Raw genomic sequence first — 18,638 nt, forward strand, 5'->3', positions numbered from 1 at the left:
TTTTTATATCTTTTTTGTTGACGAAAAAAGAATGTCGTAAAAGTTCGGGAAAGAGATTGATGCACAGTCTGCATCCAAAATGGTACTCTCGCCCTCGACTGCACACGCCATGATAGATGCAGCCATTGCTATTCTGTGGTCTTTATATGAATTTACAATTGCACTTTTAAGTTTTTCCTTTGAGCCTATTATCTCAAGTCCGTTTTCAAGTTCATGGCACTCAGCACCAAAACTTCTAAGCATCTGAGCTGTTGTTTTTATTCTATCGCTCTCTTTTACCCTTAGCTCTGAAGCATTATCGATTGTAGTTTTACCTTCGGCAAATGCTGCTGCAACTGCCAAAATAGGTATTTCGTCTATGATGCGGGGAATATCGTTTTTGTCAACTTTTACACCTTTTAAGTTGCTGCTTTTTGCGACTATTTTTCCCACAAACTCTCCATTTCTATTTTCTACATTTTCAATTCTAATCTCAGCACCCATCTGTTTTAGAACATCAATTATACCTGTTCTTGTTGGGTTTAAAATGCAGTTTTCAATTACCACAGAGCTATTATCACATATTAGTGCAAGAACAATAAAAAATGCTGCAGATGATATGTCAGAAGGAATTTTTATCTTTATGCTGGAAAGCTGACTTGGGAGTATCTCCACTATATATATCCCATTTTCTTCCCAGCTTTTTATATTTGCTCCTGCATGCTTTAACATCAGTTCTGTGTGGTCTCTTGATTTAGGACTTTCTTTTATGACGCTTTTGCCTTCTGCTTTTAAAGACGCAAAAATCAATGCAGATTTTACCTGGGCACTTGAAATGGGTAAGGTATATTCAATCGGTTTTAATTTTTTACTGCCTTTTACCTTAATAGGCAGGAAATCTTCTTTTTCTAAAAACTCAAACTTAGCCCCCATCTGAGAAAGAGGTACTGTGACTCTTTTCATTGGTCTTTTTTTAAGGGAGCTGTCACCTGTTAAAATAGATTCAAATTCCTGGGTGGACAAAATCCCAAGAAGAAGTCTTGTGGTTGTTCCTGAATTTTGACAGTCCAGTATCTGTTTTGGAGCAGAGAGATTAAAGTCATTTCCTTTGACAATTATTTTGTCATTTCGAATTTCTATGTCAGCGCCAAGATTTTTAAGACAGTTTATAGTTGCTAAACAATCATCAGAAAAGAGAAAATTTTCTATTTCTGTTACACCTTTTGCCAGACTTCCAATCATGATACTTCTATGTGATATTGACTTATCAGGAGGGACAATTACATTTGAGTTTATTTTTCTTCTTCCATCTATTTTAACATTCATTTTCCATCACTCACAATCTTATCCCTAATTAATTTTGCTTTTTCAAAATAGGAGTAAATTTCATTATAGTTTTGGTTTTGCAAACTTAGTTTGAAATTTTTCAGAAGTTCAATGTAAGCCTCAATAAGTTCAAGCAATGTGTTCTTGTTGGAGATTGATATATCTGCCCACATTTTTGGACTGGAGGAGGAGATACGGGTTATATCTTTAAACCCTCCTCCAGCAAATTTGCAATATATCTCACTGCTATTTAACATATTCACAAGTCCTGCAGACACAACATGAGGAAGGTGTGAAATAACACCTGTTATTTTGTCATGAAGTTCAAAGTCAATCTCCTCGACCTTGCATCCAATTGATTGTAATAGATTCTTAAGCTTTTCAATATCCTCTTTTCTATTGATCCCAGTTGGGGTTATGAAGTAGTATGCACCATTAAAGAGTGTATCAAATGAATATTCATAGCCTATCTTTTCAGTGCCTGCCATGGGATGTCCACCGATGAAATTGGTAATTTTATGTTCGATGGAATACTTGCAAATCTGAGTTTTTGTACTTCCAACATCTGTTATAATTCCATTTTTAATTTTTGATGATAATTTGCTAAGAATAGGTATGCTTTCTAATACAGGGACACATATAAAAGTAAAGGCATACTCATCTTCTGTTTCATCTAAATTTTCAATATTCTCTTTTACAATGCCTTCACAAATAGCCTTTTCAACTGCGCTTTTGTTTATATCATAAGCATGGATTTCATACCCGCATTTATTAAACGCTTTTGCGAGTGAACCACCAATAAGACCAAGGCCTGCTATGAGTATCCTTTCTCTCACCATTTCCTCTATACACTCTTTCCAATTGATTTTGCTATTAAAGATATATCTTTTACAAGTTTATCAAATTCCTCTGGTGTGATTGACTGAGGTCCATCAGATAGAGCTTTTTGCGGGTTTGGATGAACCTCAATCATAAGCCCATCAGCTCCAGCTGCAATTGCCGCTTTTGAAAGTGCTGGAACATACTTTGCTTTCCCTGCTGCATGGCTCGGGTCAACTATTATTGGAAGATGGCTTTTTTCTTTTACAACAGGGATTGCTGAAATGTCTAAAGTATTTCTTGTTGCTGTCTCAAATGTCCTTATTCCTCTTTCACACAAAATAACATTTGGATTTCCTTCGCTCAAGATGTATTCAGCAGCATTCAGCCACTCTTCAATTGTTGCTGCCAAACCTCTTTTGAGAAGAACTGGTTTGTCTTGTCTTCCTACATACTTTAACAAATTAAAATTTTGCATATTTCTTGCACCAATTTGGAAAATATCTACATAGTCATACGCTCTGTCAACAGCACTTTCGCTTATTACCTCTGTTATAACTAAAAGGTCGTACTTTTGTGCAGCTTCTTTTAAGATTTTCAATCCTTCTTCTTCAAGACCCTGGAAAGAATATGGAGATGTTCTTGGCTTATAAGCTCCGCCACGCAGGATTTTAGCACCACTTCTTTTAATCTTTTCTGCAACTTCAAACATCTGCTCATAACTTTCAATTGCACAAGGACCACCAATGAGCGTCAGTGAATCTCCGCCAATTTCTACATCTTTGATTTTTATAACTGTAGGTTCGGGTTTGAAGGTTCTGCTTGCGAGTTTGTAGCTCTCAAGGATTGGTATTATTCTGTCAACACCTGGTAAAAGCTCAACAGGGACATCAGATAGAATTCTCTCATCGCCAATAACACCAATCACAGTTCTTTCAACGCCCTGTGAAATGTGGGGTCTAAGACCCAGTGATGTGATGAGCTTTACAACCTCTTCAATATCTGACTCTTTACAGTCCTTTTTCATTACAATAATCATATTCATCGCCTCCATACTACCATTTTTTATTTTTCCACAGGTTTCATCCGTTCTACCGTTCTTCAAAGCGTTTTTGTTTATAGGACTTCTTTTAAGGCCATTATGAATCCCATATTATCACTCTCCAGTCCTGTTGTAACTCTTAGGTATGTTGGCATTCCAAATATATCGCCTGGTCTTACAATTATACCTTTTAAAAGAAGCTTTTTGAACACCTCAACAGCATCCTTCTTTACATCTACCATCACAAAATTTCCATATGATTTTATATAAGGAAGACCCATCTCTTCAAAGCTTTTATAAAAAAATTCGAGAGACTTTTTGTTTAGTTCTTTTGCCTTCTTCACATGCTCTTCATCCTCAAGAGCGAAAATAGCTGCAATCTGTGCCAAGTGATTTACATTAAAAGGTGGTCTTACTCTGTTTAATTTTTCAATTATATCCTCTGATGCTATCGCATACCCAACTCTTAAAGCAGCAAGACCATAGATCTTTGAAAATGTCTGAAGAACAATGAGGTTTTCAAATTCATTGAGCCACTCTAAAGCGTCTGGATATTCTGGGTCATCAATGTATTCTTTATAAGCCTGGTCAACAACAACTGCAATGTGTGAAGGTACTGACTTTATAAAGTCATATAACTCCTTTCTTTTAACAATTGTACCGGTTGGATTGTTTGGATTGCAAATCCATATTACCTTTGTTCTTTCATTTATATTGTTGTAGAAAGCTTGCAAATCATGGGTAAAATCTTTTAATGGAAGTTCAATTGGTACGCCGCCCATCACTTTTGTGACAGTTTCATATCGAGGAAAAGAAGGTTTTGCCATTATTGCATTGTCACCTGGATTTATGAATACAGCAGCAATGAATTGTGTGATTTCGTCAGAACCTGCTCCCAGAAGTATCTGCGATGATTTTACACCCAGTTTTTTTGAAAGCTTGAGTTTTAATTCTGTGCAATTTCCATCCGGGTAAATAGCAAGCTCATCTAAGTTTTGCATCAAAGCTTTTTTCACATTTTCTGATGGTCCCAAAGGATTTTCATTTGAAGCAAGTTTTATTACCTTTTCAAGGCCAAGTTCTCTTTTTACCTCTGAAATAGGTTTGCCAGGGATATAGGGAGAAATTGTATTAATTACTTCTCTGAACAAATTAGCACACCCCTAATTTACGATTTTCAATAATTTTATTATCAACTCTTAGGACTTGTCAAGAAAAAAGTAATGAGCAAAAAATAGAGTGGATTTAGTTTAGCAGAAATGTTTGTGAATTAATTATAAACTTTTAGATTTATCAGGATTAAAAAAAGTCAATTTTGTGGGGGAAAAATATAAAATTTTTCAGGGTTACACTTTTATAATTTATAGCTATAATTTATTTCAGATTCACAATTTTTATAGTCTTTTTGCTCGTGAAAATGTCAAAATATACAGTGAGGAGGGTTTGGTATGTCAAAAAAATTAAAATCATTTGCGTGGTTTATCTGTTTTGTGTTTATTTTTTCAAGTCTTGTTACATTGCCAGGTATAAAATCTGATTCTGTGAAAGCGGCTTCAAGCAATCAACCAGTAAAAACCCTGACTTTCTTCTATGGAGACTCTAATGCGGATACTCATCCAGATCTATTCAGCACACCTATTGGCAAAGAGCTTACAAAACTTACAGGTGTAAAGCTTAAAATTGAGTACTTAGCAGGGCAGGATGAGGCAACAAAGATTGGTCTTATGCTTGCATCCGGTGATCTGCCTGATTTGATTCATGGCCATCAAGAGCATGGGAAGTTGATTGAAGCAGGTGTTTTGGTACCCCTGGATGATTATATCCAAAAATATGGAAAATATTGCAAACAAATCTACAGCGCAAAGGATTTAAAAAGACTAAGACAGAAGGATGGAAAGATTTATTTCTTATCTCCATACAGAAATGAAATAACACCTGATATAAAACCTGATGGATTCTGGCTGCCGATTGATCTTCTTGAGAAAGCAAAGTGGCCAAAGGTAAGATATTGGGAGGATTATCAACAGCTAATTAGGGATTATGTAAAGAAAAATCCAACTATAGATGGAAAACCAACAATAGGATTTACATTTATAACAGAAAGCTGGAGATTCTTTACTTTAGAAAACCCACCTTCATATCTCATGGGATATCAAAATGATGGTGATGTTATTGTTGATCCGAAGACTTACACTGCAAAAGTTTATTCTACAATGCCTGAATCGAAAAGATATTATAAAGATTTGAATAAAATGTGGAAAGAAGGGCTTATTGACAAAGAAGTGTTCGTTCAAAACTATGACACATATCTTTCCAAGATTGCTCAGGGTAGAGTTGTAGGATTCTACGACCAGTGGTGGCAATTTGGATATGATGCAGAAGCTTCATTAAAGAATGCAAAGAAATACAATAGAATGCATGTGTCTTTCCCAGTTGTCTACAAAGGTGTGCAAAGAGCAAAATATCTTGTTATTCAGCCAATCGGTGCAAGAGATGGTATCAGTATAACAAAGAAATGTAAAGATCCTGTTACTGCATTTAAATTCCTTGATACTCTGTGTTCTTTAGAAGCTCAAAAACTCATGTACTGGGGAATAAAAGGTGTTGACTACAGTGTAGATAAAAATGGAAAGATGTATTTAACAGATAAGCAAAAAGCTCAAAGAGAAGATCCAGCTTATAGAAAGAAACAAGGACTTGGATACTGGTGGGTATTCCCACATGCAGCTTTAAAGTTGCAGGATGGAAACTACAGAGAACCTGGATTTGATCCAGAGTATGTATACAAGAACTTCTCACCTGCCGAAAAGAAGGTTCTTGATGCTTACAAAGCAAAATACTTTATGCAACCTCCATTTACAGACCCACCAGTTGAGACACCTTATGGTTTTGCTTGGGATATAAACATTCCTGCTGATAAAACACAAGTAACATTGGCGCAGCAGAAGATGAGCGAGGTAAGAAGAAAGTATCTACCACAGCTTGTAATGGCAAAGAGTGATGCTGATTTTGAAAGAATATGGAACGAGTTTGTCAAAGCGTTTGAAAAAACAAATTACAAAGTATATGAGCAGTTCAAGACAGAAATGATTCGATGGAGAGTAAAGAATTGGAACTAAATTTGGAGTAAATTGTGGTATATTTATAGGGAAGACCTCTTGTTTTAGAGGTTTTCCCTATAAATTTTTTAACCTAAAAAATAGTGCCACAAAGGGGGAGGGTTATTTTGGACTTATCTAAATTTGATGTAAAAAAATTCTGGGAAGAAAATGATTTTTGTCGGTTTAATTTTGACAAAAAAACAAGGATTCCTATACACTTTTGGCTTGACGACCATTTTTTGTTTGAGCTGGTTGGTTCTTTTTCAACAGTTGATTATTACTCTGACAAATCATACAGGCTTCAGATTCATAAAAAAGCTAATGATATTTTAGAAAGAGAGCTTGGCAGAAGATTTTATTCAGAAGAAGAACTTGACCCGCCAGAGCCAACAAGGTTTGAGGTTGTGATGGGTTCAAAGGTTGTGATATCAGAAGGTGGAACGCCTTGGCTTGAGGCGGCAATTGAAAGTTTAGATGAGGTGAAAAATTTTATAGAAAAGATGGAGAAGATTGACATAAAAAAGGTTATTACACCTGAACTTTTGAAGGCAAAAGAAGATTACGAAAAGGCGACAGGCAAGAAACTAAGATGGGGGCATATGACAAGAGGACCTGCTACAATTGCAACAAGTTTATTAGGGACAACAAATCTTTGTATGCTATTAATGGATGAACCAGACTTAATGGACGAATTTTTTGAGATATTAAAAGAAAAACTTGTAGAATATATAAAAACTTTGAGAAGTTATTGTGAAGTTGAATATAATGGAATTGCAATTAATGACGATAACTGCTTTTTGTTTTCGCCCAAGCTTTATGAAAGATACTGTGCACCTATTTTGGATAGTTTGTTTAAAAACTTCGCACCAAGAAAAGAAGATACGCGTTATCAACATTCAGATAGCAATATGCAGCACCTAATTCCTATTTTAAATGAACTTGGAGTGAACAGCGTTAATTTTGGGCCTGAAATTCACCCTGCCACTATAAGAAAGCTTATGCCCCATGCATTGATTTATGGACAGATGCCACCGTTTGTGTTGAGAAACGGGAGCGCAGAGAAGATTATTGAATATGTAAAAAGGGACATGCAAGTTTTAAAAGAGGATGGAAACTTTATTGAGACACCTGCAGGTTCAGTTGCTTCGGGTACTCCTCTTGAAAATATCAAAATATACATGTGGGCTGTTCAAGAATTTGGGAAAATATAGTTTTTTGACATATCAATTTTATGGGGGAAATATGTTAGATTTTAAGGGTTGTTTTTACCTAAATACTATGTAAAATGAACAGTAGAGGATGATAATTGTTCATCCTAAATAAAAGTTCAAGGAGAGGAGGCGTCAAAATTGAAATTTATAAGAAAAATCTCGATTGTAGTAGTACTTGTTTTCATTATCTCCGCAGTGCTGAGTGGTGTTGCACCTGTATTTTCCCAGAAGGTTGAAGGTGCATCAAAAAAGGTTGTAACATTTACAATGTTTAGTGCAGATGCAACAGTACAATATCACCCAGATATCTTTAGCACTGCTATTGGTCAGGAAATCACTAAAAAGACAGGTGTGCGACTTAAAATCGAACACTTTGTAGGAATGGACCAAGCGACAAAAATATCACTTATGCTTGCATCTGGGGATTTGCCAGACCTTGTTTATGGTAGTGGTGAACATAAACAGTTTATTCAAAACAAAGCATTAGTTCCTCTGGACAATTATATTGAAAAATACGGTCAGTGGACAAAGAAAGCTTATTCATCTGTTGATTTGAAAAAATTACGTCAAGCAGATGGACACATCTACTTCTTGAGCTACACAAGAGGAGAAGTTTCACCGAGTGCAAGTGGTGAAGGTTTATACGTAATGATTGATATGTTACAAAAGAACAATTGGCCAAGGTTGAAATACTGGGAAGATTTAGTGCCAATGTTAAGAGATTATGTCAAGAAATATCCAAAGTATAAAGGTATGCCTGTAATAGGTATGTCAGCAATAACAGAAGGTGCAAGATTTTATGTAATTCAGGATCCTGCAACAGGTCTTAATGGTTTAGTTGCAGACACTGTACAGGTTGATCCAAAAACATATAAAGCAAGTTATGATCCTGCAGGAATAGGAATGTATAAAGCATACAAAGCCTTAAATGCATTGTGGAATGAAGGTTTATTTGACAAAGAAGCTTTTGTGCAAACATATGACCAGTGGGCTGCAAAAGTAGCTCAGGGTAGAGTTGTAACAAGCTGGGGAAGGTCATGGCATTTTAACAATGCATTTAACACTTTGAGGAAGAACAATGAGGATGACAGGATTCTTGTTCCGTTTGGTATTGTCTTCAAGGGAGTTAAAAAATCTAGATACGTAATGCTCCAGTCTATAGGAACAAGAGACGGTGTAAGTATTACAAAGAAGTGTAAAGATCCTGCAAGAGCATTCCAGTTTTTAGATCAATTATTGAACCCTGAGGTTCAAAAGCTTATGTTCTGGGGTATAAAGGGAAGAGATTATCTTGTTGATAAGAAAGGTAAGATGTACAGAACTCAAGCTATGATTGAAAAAGCAAGAGATCCTGTTTATCAGAAACAGGAGGGGCTTGGATACTGGAATATCTGGCCAAGATGGCAGCTCAAGTTCCCAGATGGTAACTATGTAAAGCCTGAACTTGATCCAGATATTGCTTATATGCAATGGGCACCTGCACAGAAAAAAGTTCTTGAAGCTTATAAGGCAAAGACATTTGTTGAACCACCGTTTGCAGATGAACCCGAGTGTCCACCTTGGGGATATGCATGGGAGATTAACGTTCCACCAGAAAAGCAAAAAGAAATACAGGTTCCACTCAATATTGCAAATGATCTTGCGAGAAAGTATATACCAATGCTTATAATGGCTCCGAAAGGCAAATACGATGAGGTATGGAACAAGTACAAGGCAGAAGTTAGAGCAAAGATAAATACAAAGCCAATTGAAGAATTCTATACAGAGCAAATGAGACAGAGAATGGCAGATTGGTACGGAATTAAAGTTAAGTAATATGGTGCAAAAAATGGATAAGGGAAGAGGTAGAATAATTGCCTCTTCCCTTATATAAAATTTTTAATTGTTTAGCATTTGCTTTCTTGGCTACTTACAATATAGAGGCATAAAAGTTTTCATGAGGAGGTAATTGTTTTGGACGCTGTATATTACAATGGGTCGAAAAAAACTTTTTGGCAGAAAGTAAAAGAACAAAAAGAATTAGTTTTCATGATATTCCCATTTGTACTATATGTTATCCTGTTTCACTATATACCTCTTTGGTGGTGGGTCATTGCATTTAAAGAATACAGACCTTTCCAGGGTGTTTGGGGTTCAGAGTGGGTAGGTTTGCAACAGTTTAAAGATTTGTTTAGTGATTCTGGTTTTTGGCTTGCTATGAGAAATACAATTGTTATAAGCTTTTTAAAGCTTATAACATCCTTTGCGGCAGCTATCTTACTTGCGCTTATGTTAAACGAAGTAAAAAATATGTTTTTTAAAAGAACTATACAAACGATATCGTATCTTCCTCACTTTGTTTCTTGGGTTGTTGCAGCAAGCATAGTTATAAGTGTACTCGCACCAGAGTCAGGTATATTCAACCAGATATTAATGGCACTCAAGATAATAAAACAGCCAATTGTTTGGATGGGAGAGGGACATTACTTTTGGTGGATATTAGCTCTCTCGAACGTTTGGAAAGAAACGGGATGGAATGCTATAGTGTATTTGGCTGCTATGACAAGTATTGATCCAGAACTTTATGATGCTGCAAGTGTGGATGGGTGTGGAAGACTGCAGAAGATAAGATATGTAACACTGCCGGGGATTGCACCAACAATTAGTATGCTTCTTATTCTCAATGTTGGTTGGCTTTTGAATGCTGGTTTTGAACAGGTTCTTTTGCTCAGAAACCCGCTTGTTCAGGATTATTCACAGATTCTTGACACATACGTTCTTGACTATGGTATTACAATGTACAGATATTCATATGCTACAGCTGCTGGTATGTTTAAGAGCGTTGTAAGTATTTTGCTTGTGTTGTTTGCAAATAAGGTTGCTGCAAAATTAAATGCATCTACTGTGGTATAGTAAAGTTTTGGCAAGGTTTTCAACCATATAAACAGGAGGGAATGTTTGAGATGTTTAAGAAAAAAACAGCCGAGGATGTCATTGTTGACTTGGTTGTTTATGTAAGTTTGATTTTTGTTGGTATTGTAACTTTATATCCTTTTTTGAATGTTCTTGCTGTGTCCTTTAACGATGCTCTTGATACAGTTCGAGGAGGAATTTATATCTGGCCAAGAAAGTGGACTTTGAAGAATTACGAAATTATTGTTAGTAATCCACAGATTTATAATGCAGCGTTAATATCTGTTGCAAGAACAGTTCTTGGTACAGTTTTAGGTATAATTTGTACAATGTTTGTTGCTTATCCTCTTTCAAGAAAAGATTTTGTATTAAGACGACCATTTTCAGCGATAATGGTTTTAACTATGTATTTTGGCGCTGGATTAATTCCTACCTATTTGTTGTACAGGTCGTTGGGGCTTTTAAATACATTCTGGGTCTATATTGTACCTGCACTGTTAGGAATGTTTAATGTAGTTGTGGTTAGAAGCTATATAGAGTCACTTCCTTCCAGTTTGATTGAATCTGCAAAGATTGATGGAGCAAGTGAATTTAGAATTTTATGGCAAATAATTTTTCCACTTACATTGCCCGCAATTGCAACAATAGCACTTTTTATAGGTGTTGGACACTGGAATTCTTGGTTTGATGTTTATATCTTTAACTCACAAAGGCCTGACCTGAGTACTCTTCAGTATGAGCTTCAAAAAATTCTGGCCTCTGTGAGCATGCAGGTAGGGAGAAACCCTGACTATCAGATGGGGGCAATGGCTGATTCTCAACAGGTTACACCAAACTCAGTAAGAGCGAGTATGACAATTATTGCAACAGCACCAATTATTATGGTATATCCGTTCTTACAAAGATATTTTGTAAAGGGGCTTACTCTTGGAAGTGTTAAAGGTGAATAATTGAGGTTGCGAAGTGGGTGATTTTTGCCCACTTTGATTTATTTTTATGGGTAAATAAATACAGTTAATATTTTTGTGTATTATGATATAATTAAACTATAGGAGACATAAAACTTGTGGTGGAGAGAAGTGCTAAAAAAATTTTTTAAATTCTCAAAAGAAAGGTTGCTTGATAAATTAGATAGTCTTTCTGTTAGAAGAAAACTATTACTTGTATATACCCTCTGTGTTTTAATCCCCACAATAGTGAGCCATTTTATTTTTACCGTTTTCATCGTAAAGAATCTTCAGCAGCAAAAAATAAATCAGATAAAAAGTGCCTTTAATATCTTAAATACAAATGTGAAAAGGGTCATTGATGAGGCAATATTGTACTCAAATACATTATATACAGATGATTTACTCAATGATATGCTTGACATTGATTACCGCGGTATGGATGATTTTTACTCTAATTATGTTCAGTATCTGAGAAATAGAATATATCAGGGCAGAAATGTTTATTCCAATATTGCTCGTGTGACAATATATACAAATAATCCTACAATTTTGAATAGTGACGGTTACAAAAAATTACATATTGAGGAAGTTAACGAATGGTATAATAAACTAATAAATAATCCACAGGGGATAGTTGTAATACCAACCAGCGACAGTGGAGTAAATGGAGAAGAAGGATATGTGTCGTTAATTAGAAATCTCAATCAATATGAACAAAGGAGCACCGCCACAGGTAACAATAGTAAGTATACCAAAATAGCCAAAATTGACATTTATCTTTCAAGCTTTTTTAATTCTATAAATTTTGAGGTATTTGGTGGAGAGATTTACTTGCTGGACAACAGCAACAGAATAATTGCAGCGCATACATATAATAGTCTAATCTTTACCAAACCATTTATAAAGTTTGAAGAAGGCAAATTTATTCCAAAAGGTTCATATGTATTTGTTAATAATTTAGACATCAATCTTTTAAATGGTTGGAAACTGGTAGGCGTATTTTCTCGCTCGTATATGATGGGTGAAATATATAAAGCAGTGGAATTTATTTTATTTATTTCAATTTTAAGCTTATTATTTGCTACCTTATTAATAAGATTTATAACTTCTTCTATATCAAATAGATTGGAACTTTTAGAGCGACATATACGAAAAGTGAAAAAACAAAATTTTGAGATTTTAACGTGTAAAGAGGGCAATGATGAGATTGGAAGCCTAATAAGAGAGTTTAATAATATGACAATAAGACTCAAGGAACTAATAGAAAAAGAGATGCTTTCTGAAATCCAAAAGAAGACGCTTGAAGTAGAAAAAAAGCAGGCGGAGATAAATGCGCTTCAGAGCCAGATAAATCCACATTTTCTTTTCAACACACTGGATTCAATAAGAATGCGTTCTGTTTTAAAGAACGAGCTGGAGACTGCTGAAATAATAAAATATTTAACAAGAACCTTAAGAAGGCTAATTTATTGGGGAAATGATATAACCACAGTTCAGGAAGAAATAAATTTTGTAGAAGATTTTCTAAAGATCCAACAATACAGATTTGGCGAAAAGCTGGCATATGAAATTTTTGTAGAAGAAGATGCTAAAAACTGTTTAATTCCAAAGATGACCATTCAGCCACTTGTGGAAAATGCATGTATACATGGAATAGAGGAAAAAGAAGGTAATGGTAGGATAGTGATCCGAGTTAAGAAAGAGGGTATAAAATTAGTAATAGAGGTTGTTGACAACGGAGTAGGTATGAATGAAAAAAAGCTTGAAGAGCTTTATGCTAATATCAACAATCCGTTATATGATAAAAGTATTGGACTTAAAAATGTTTACAGAAGATTAATGCTTTATTATAACAACAATGCTGAGTTTTATATTGAAAGTTCTATCAAGAAAGGTACCAAGGTTATTATCAAACTTCCTTTAGAATTGCCAGCATTTGTTCATAAAATATGATGTGAGGGTGTGTAAATTATGTTTAAGATTCTTTTAGTTGAAGATGAGATATTCATGAGAAAGGGTATAATTAAACTTATTGATTGGGGAAGACTTGGATTTGAAATTGCATATGAAGCGGGAAATGGTCAGGAAGCTCTTGAGATCCTCAAGAGTGAGAAAGTAGATGTGATAATAACAGATATAAAGATGCCAGTAATGGATGGAATTGAGCTGATAAAAAGGGTCTCAGAGAAGTTTGAAAACAAGCCACCAATAATAATTATCAGCGGATACAATGAATTTGAATTTGCAAAGGCAGCTATAAAGTATGGTGTAAATGATTATCTATTAAAACCTATAGATGAGAATGAGCTTATTCAGACATTGGAGAAGATAAAGACAAGGATATTAAGCGAAAAGGAAGAGTATAAAAAGAAGGAATTATTTGAATATGTAAGAAGGAACTCAGCTTTTATAAAAGCTCTTGAGATACAAAATGATGATTTTCTTGGAAACAGTAGTGAAGACGGAGTGAAAAAATATTTTGGAATTTCAAAACAAGAAACTTTTCAATATGAAGATGATTTGACCATTTACGAAAAATTAATGGAAACGGAAAAGAGTGTAAATACTAAATATTCGAACAAAGGTGTAGAGATTAAATGTTATTTGGATAGTTACTTTAATTTGCTGTTTATAGTAAATGCTATTCAAAACTCTAAGAAAAATGGCTTGGTTAAACAGATTTTTAACGAGATAAGAAATCTGCTAAATTTGCAAACGATAATTGTTCAGGAGTGTATATCTTACCTGAAAATACATACATTATACAAACAGCTTTTAAGGAAATTTAACTTTGTCCAATTTTACGAAAAGAGTGGTATTATTGAGGCATCAGAAATAGGGGAATTTGAGCATTATCTTGAGGATAAAAAACTTTCAAAAGAGTTGATTAGACTAATCGAAGAAAAACGTTTTGAAGATATAAATGTTAAAATTTCGAAATTTTTTGATGAGTGTCAGACTAATAAAGTGTCGCCTGATGTGATTAAAGGTTATATTCTTTTAGCTGTGCTTGAGATAATAGATTATTTTGAAGCTTACCAGTTATTTGAGACTGATAGCATAAAGTTTATATTTAGAACCAATATGCAAAAAAGTAAATTCTTGGATAAAGTTATGGAAATTTTGGAGCAGATTATAAACTGCATTGACGAAAATTCTAAATTTAATGGTTCGAGTTTTATGAAGAAAATAGAGTTGTTTATAAAGGAAAATTACAACAAAGATATAACAATTAAAAGTATTGCTCAACAATTTTATATCAATCCTATATATTTGGGAAGAATGTTTAAAAAACATTTTAACATGCCATTTAACAAATATTTGCATTTAGTGCGCATTGAGAATGCAAAAAGGTTACTTCTTAAAACTGATATGAAGATTTATGAAATAGCTAAGGAAGTAGGTTATAGTGATCCTGACTATTTTGCATTAAAATTTGAGGAATATGTAGGCAAAAGTCCTTCAAAATTTAGAAATTCTGTTTCTGTCAACGAGGAGTAATGTAGTTTTTATTATTTAGAAATCGTTTTCTAAAACCTGCGGAAGGGTGTGGTTAATTATGATTTTATCAAGGAACAGTAACCCAAACTATTCTATGTGTTGGCTTTCTTATAAGCCTATAGGTAAGAAAGAATATGTACATGATGTTGAAAAATTTTTAGGACAAATAGTTTTATTGGAGAAAAATATTTATTTCGAAAATGCGGCGAATGAACTTAAAAAGGCTTTAAGTGTATTGTTTGAAACTGAACTAAGATTGAACAATGCTTTAAGTCTTTATGTTGACAGTGGAATTATTTTAGGTAAAGTGACAGATGAAAATCTTAGAGGTTTTATAAGCGATGTTGAAAAAGAAGCAGTAGGTGAGGAAGGGTTTATAATAAAAGTTGTAGATGAAAATAAGAAAAAATACATCATTGTTGCATCAAGAAGCGAAAAGGGAATAATATACGGAATATTCCATCTGATAAGCAAATTTAGGCTTAAAGCAAAATTGAAAGAACTCAATTGCATAGAGAATCCTAAAGCCTCATTACGAATTATTAACCATTGGGATAATATGGATGGAAGTATTGAAAGAGGATATGCAGGCAAGTCAATATTTTTTGCAAATGGCAGAATAAAACGCAATTATAAACGTATATGGGATTATGCAAGGCTTCTTGCCTCAATTGGGATAAACGGTGTCGTAATAAATAATGTGAATGTAAGAGATAAAGCCATATGGTTGATAACACCCAAATATCTAAATGATCTCTCAAAAATAGCAGAAATATTTCGTTTTTACGGTATAAAACTTTACCTTAGTATAAACTTTGCAAGTCCAATTTATATTGGAGGACTTAATACTGCAGATCCTCTTGACGAAAATGTTCAAAAATGGTGGAAGGATACAGTAAAGAATATCTACAGCTACATACCAGACTTTGGTGGATTTTTGGTGAAAGCCGACTCTGAGTTCAATCCAGGACCGTATGTATACGGTAGAACACATGCAGATGGGGCAAACATGTTGGCAGAGGCACTTCTACCTTATGGAGGAGTTGTCATCTGGCGTGCATTTGTTTACAACTGCCTGCAGGATTGGAGAGATACAAAGACAGACAGGGCAAAGGCTGCATATGACAATTTTAAACCACTTGACGGGAAATTTTCTGAAAATGTCATTTTACAGATAAAGTATGGTCCAATGGATTTTCAGGTAAGGGAACCTGTCTCACCTCTTTTTGGCGCTATGGAAAAGACAAACCAGATGATGGAGTTTCAAATAACACAAGAATACACAGGTCAGCAAATTCATCTTTGCTATTTGGGGACGCTGTGGAAAGAGATTTTAGAGTTTGACACATATTGCAAAGGAAAAGGTTCATATGTAAAGAGAATAGTGGATGGAAGTCTTTTTGGAATGAAATATGCAGGATTTGCAGGTGTATCAAATATAGGGGATAGCATCAACTGGACTGGACATGACCTTGCGCAGGCGAATCTGTGGACGTTTGGAAAACTTGCGTGGGACCCAGATGAAAAGATTGAAGATATAGCAAAAGAATGGATAATTTTAACATTTGGAGACGACAAAAAAGTGGTTGACAACATTTTATGGATGCTTCTTAATTCTCACGCGATCTATGAAAAGTATACAACGCCGCTTGGGCTTGGCTGGATGGTAAATCCAGGTCATCACTATGGTCCAAACCCAGAAGGGTATGAGTATTCAAAGTGGGGGACGTATCACCGGGCAGACACAAAAGCAATTGGGGTTGACAGAACTTCAAGAGGGACAGGTTATACATTGCAGTATAGTAAGATGTGGCAGGAAATATTCGATGATATAAATAAATGTCCTGAAGAACTTCTTCTATTTTTCCACAGAGTACCATATGATTTTAAGCTGAAAAATGGAAAGACACTAATACAGTTTATGTATGACTCTCACTTTGAAGGAGCTGAGATGGTAGATGAACTTATAGAAAAGTGGGAGGAACTGAGAGGAAAGATTGATGAGGAGATTTTCAACAGAGTATATGAGAGATTAAAGATGCAAAAAGAGCATGCAATAGAATGGAGAGATGTTATCAACACATATTTTTATAGAAAGACAGGAATACCTGATGAAAAGGGAAGAGTGATATATCCATAAGATAAAAAAATACTTTTTGAAAGAAAGCGAGGTTGAGAAATTGAGATGTTTGAGCTGAAGAAAAAAGATATATCGAAACAAGATTTATGGCAAAAAGCCAATATTGTATTGCCTCAATTTGACATTGAAAAAATAGAAAATGTTACTTACCAAAATCCTGTATGGGTGCATTTTGGAGCAGGCAACATCTTTAGAGGATACATTGCAGCAATAGCACAGGATTTAATTGAAAGAGGAGAACTTGACAGAGGAATAATCGCAGCAGAGCTTTATGACTATGAGATAATAGACAGGATATACAAACCTTATGACAATCTTTGTTTGGTTGTGACATCTGATGCAAAAGGAAATTTAGAAAAAAAAGTAGTCGCAAGCATTACAGAGGGGCTAAAGTGTGATAAAAGTTTTGAAGCAGACTGGCAAAGACTTTGTAGAATTTTTGAAAACTCATCTCTTAAGCTTGTGACATTTACAATAACAGAAAAAGGGTATAACCTATTTGACCTCAAAGGAGATTATCTGCCTGCAGTGAAAGAGGATATAAAAAATGGGCCGCAAAGTCCAAAAAGTTCGATGGGCAAGGTGGCAGCCTTGGCATATGTTCGATACAAAAGCGGAAGAAAACCAGTTGCGTATGTAAGTCTTGACAATTGTTCTAAAAATGGTGAAAAGTTACAAAGCTCGATAGTTCAAATAGCCAAAGAGTGGGCAAAAAAAGGACTTGTTGAAGAGGATTTTGTTGAATACTTGAACGATGATTCTTTGGTAAGTTTCCCATGGAGCATGATAGACAAGATTGTTCCAAGACCGTCAGAGAGAATAAAAGAGCTTTTAGAGAAAGATGGACTTGAAAATATGGATATCATTTGTACATCAAAAAATACGTACATTGCTCCATTTGTCAATACAGAGAAGGCTCAGTATCTTGTGATAGAAGATAGTTTTCCAAATGGTAGACCGCCACTGGAAAGAGCAGGAGTGTTTATGACAGATAGAAAGACAGTAGAGGATTCTGAGCGGATGAAGGTTCAGACATGTTTGAATCCTCTTCACACGGCTTTGGCTATATTTGGCTGTTTGCTTGGGTATAAGACAATTTATGAAGAAGTAAAAGATGAGCATTTAAAAAGGCTTATTGAGAAGATAGGATATGATGAGGGATTGAAGGTTGTTGTTGACCCCAAAATAATAAATCCGAGGGAGTATATAAGAGAAGTGATAGAAGAAAGATTACCAAACCCGTATATACCTGACACACCGCAGAGGATTGCAACAGACACATCACAGAAAATGCCAATTAGATTTGGAGAGACTATAAAAGCGTATACAGAAAACTCAGATTTAAATGTGAAAAGCCTCAAATATATTCCTCTTGTAATAGCAGGATGGTTGAGATATCTGATGTGCATTGACGATGAAGGAAGAGTTTTTGAGCCAAGTCCAGATCCACTTATAGATGAGCTTAAAAAACATCTTGAGGGCATAGAACTTGGCAAAAAGTACGAGGATTTGGAAGAAAGACTAAGACCAATTCTAACTAATGAGGTTATTTTCAGGGTCGACTTATTTAAAGTGGATTTGGCTCAGAGGGTAGTGGAATATTTCAAAGAGATGATACAGGGCACAGGAGCTGTGAGGAGAACATTGCAAAAGTATGTAAATTAAAAGATTTTCAAA

The 18,638-nt window shown here is 34.9% G+C and carries 13 protein-coding genes; 9 read left to right on the forward strand and 4 right to left on the reverse strand.

The genetic code is table 11. From position 1 onward, the window contains the following. Positions 1–3: 3 nt before the first annotated feature. The 4 genes from aroA to hisC all read right to left on the reverse strand — a co-directional run bounded on the left by aroA (position 4) and on the right by hisC (position 4,317). Entirely contained in the window at positions 4–1,305 is a 1,302-nt protein-coding gene (aroA, locus tag COB47_RS03875; protein WP_013290095.1) for a 3-phosphoshikimate 1-carboxyvinyltransferase, read from the reverse strand. Continuing rightward, a complete protein-coding gene (locus COB47_RS03880; RefSeq protein WP_013290096.1) occupies positions 1,302–2,144 on the reverse strand; it encodes a prephenate dehydrogenase in 843 nt (280 codons plus the stop codon). Before COB47_RS03880 ends, aroA begins: the two co-directional genes overlap by 4 nt. A gap of 5 nt (positions 2,145–2,149) precedes the next feature. Beyond that, positions 2,150–3,163, reverse strand: coding sequence for a 3-deoxy-7-phosphoheptulonate synthase (gene aroF / locus COB47_RS03885; protein WP_013290097.1), 1,014 nt, complete (start codon positions 3,161–3,163; stop codon positions 2,150–2,152). 77 nt (positions 3,164–3,240) lie between these two features. After that, positions 3,241–4,317, reverse strand: coding sequence for a histidinol-phosphate transaminase (gene hisC, locus COB47_RS03890; protein ID WP_013290098.1), 1,077 nt, complete (start codon positions 4,315–4,317; stop codon positions 3,241–3,243). 297 nt (positions 4,318–4,614) lie between these two features. On the opposite strand from hisC, the gene COB47_RS03895 reads away from it, so the two are divergent. From COB47_RS03895 to COB47_RS03935, 9 genes are all read left to right on the forward strand, one after another. Next, positions 4,615–6,285, forward strand: a complete 1,671-nt coding sequence (locus tag COB47_RS03895) for an ABC transporter substrate-binding protein (protein ID WP_013290099.1) — start codon at positions 4,615–4,617, stop codon at positions 6,283–6,285. A gap of 107 nt (positions 6,286–6,392) precedes the next feature. Further along, on the forward strand, positions 6,393–7,478 hold the full coding sequence (locus tag COB47_RS03900) for a uroporphyrinogen decarboxylase family protein (protein ID WP_013290100.1): 1,086 nt from the start codon (positions 6,393–6,395) through the stop codon (positions 7,476–7,478). Between the two features lie 138 nt (positions 7,479–7,616). Then, positions 7,617–9,293 (forward strand): ABC transporter substrate-binding protein, encoded by a 1,677-nt coding sequence (locus COB47_RS03905; RefSeq protein WP_013290101.1) that lies wholly within the window; start codon positions 7,617–7,619, stop codon positions 9,291–9,293. Positions 9,294–9,431: 138 nt separating this feature from the next. Next, positions 9,432–10,370, forward strand: a complete 939-nt coding sequence (locus COB47_RS03910; RefSeq protein WP_013290102.1) for an ABC transporter permease — start codon at positions 9,432–9,434, stop codon at positions 10,368–10,370. 50 nt (positions 10,371–10,420) lie between these two features. Next, positions 10,421–11,320, forward strand: a complete 900-nt coding sequence (locus COB47_RS03915; RefSeq protein WP_013290103.1) for a carbohydrate ABC transporter permease — start codon at positions 10,421–10,423, stop codon at positions 11,318–11,320. A gap of 114 nt (positions 11,321–11,434) precedes the next feature. Then, positions 11,435–13,273: a sensor histidine kinase gene (locus COB47_RS03920; RefSeq protein WP_013290104.1), complete on the forward strand. Its 1,839-nt coding sequence runs from the start codon at positions 11,435–11,437 to the stop codon at positions 13,271–13,273. An 18-nt stretch (positions 13,274–13,291) separates the two neighbouring features. Next, positions 13,292–14,821, forward strand: coding sequence for a response regulator transcription factor (locus COB47_RS03925; RefSeq protein WP_013290105.1), 1,530 nt, complete (start codon positions 13,292–13,294; stop codon positions 14,819–14,821). A gap of 58 nt (positions 14,822–14,879) precedes the next feature. Beyond that, positions 14,880–16,961, forward strand: coding sequence for an alpha-glucuronidase family glycosyl hydrolase (locus COB47_RS03930; RefSeq protein ID WP_013290106.1), 2,082 nt, complete (start codon positions 14,880–14,882; stop codon positions 16,959–16,961). A 45-nt stretch (positions 16,962–17,006) separates the two neighbouring features. Beyond that, positions 17,007–18,626, forward strand: a complete 1,620-nt coding sequence (locus COB47_RS03935; protein WP_013290107.1) for a mannitol dehydrogenase family protein — start codon at positions 17,007–17,009, stop codon at positions 18,624–18,626. Positions 18,627–18,638: the final 12 nt, after the last annotated feature.

It is taken from the genome of Caldicellulosiruptor obsidiansis OB47 (assembly GCF_000145215.1).
GTDB classification, from domain to species: Bacteria; Bacillota; Thermoanaerobacteria; order Caldicellulosiruptorales; family Caldicellulosiruptoraceae; genus Caldicellulosiruptor; species Caldicellulosiruptor obsidiansis.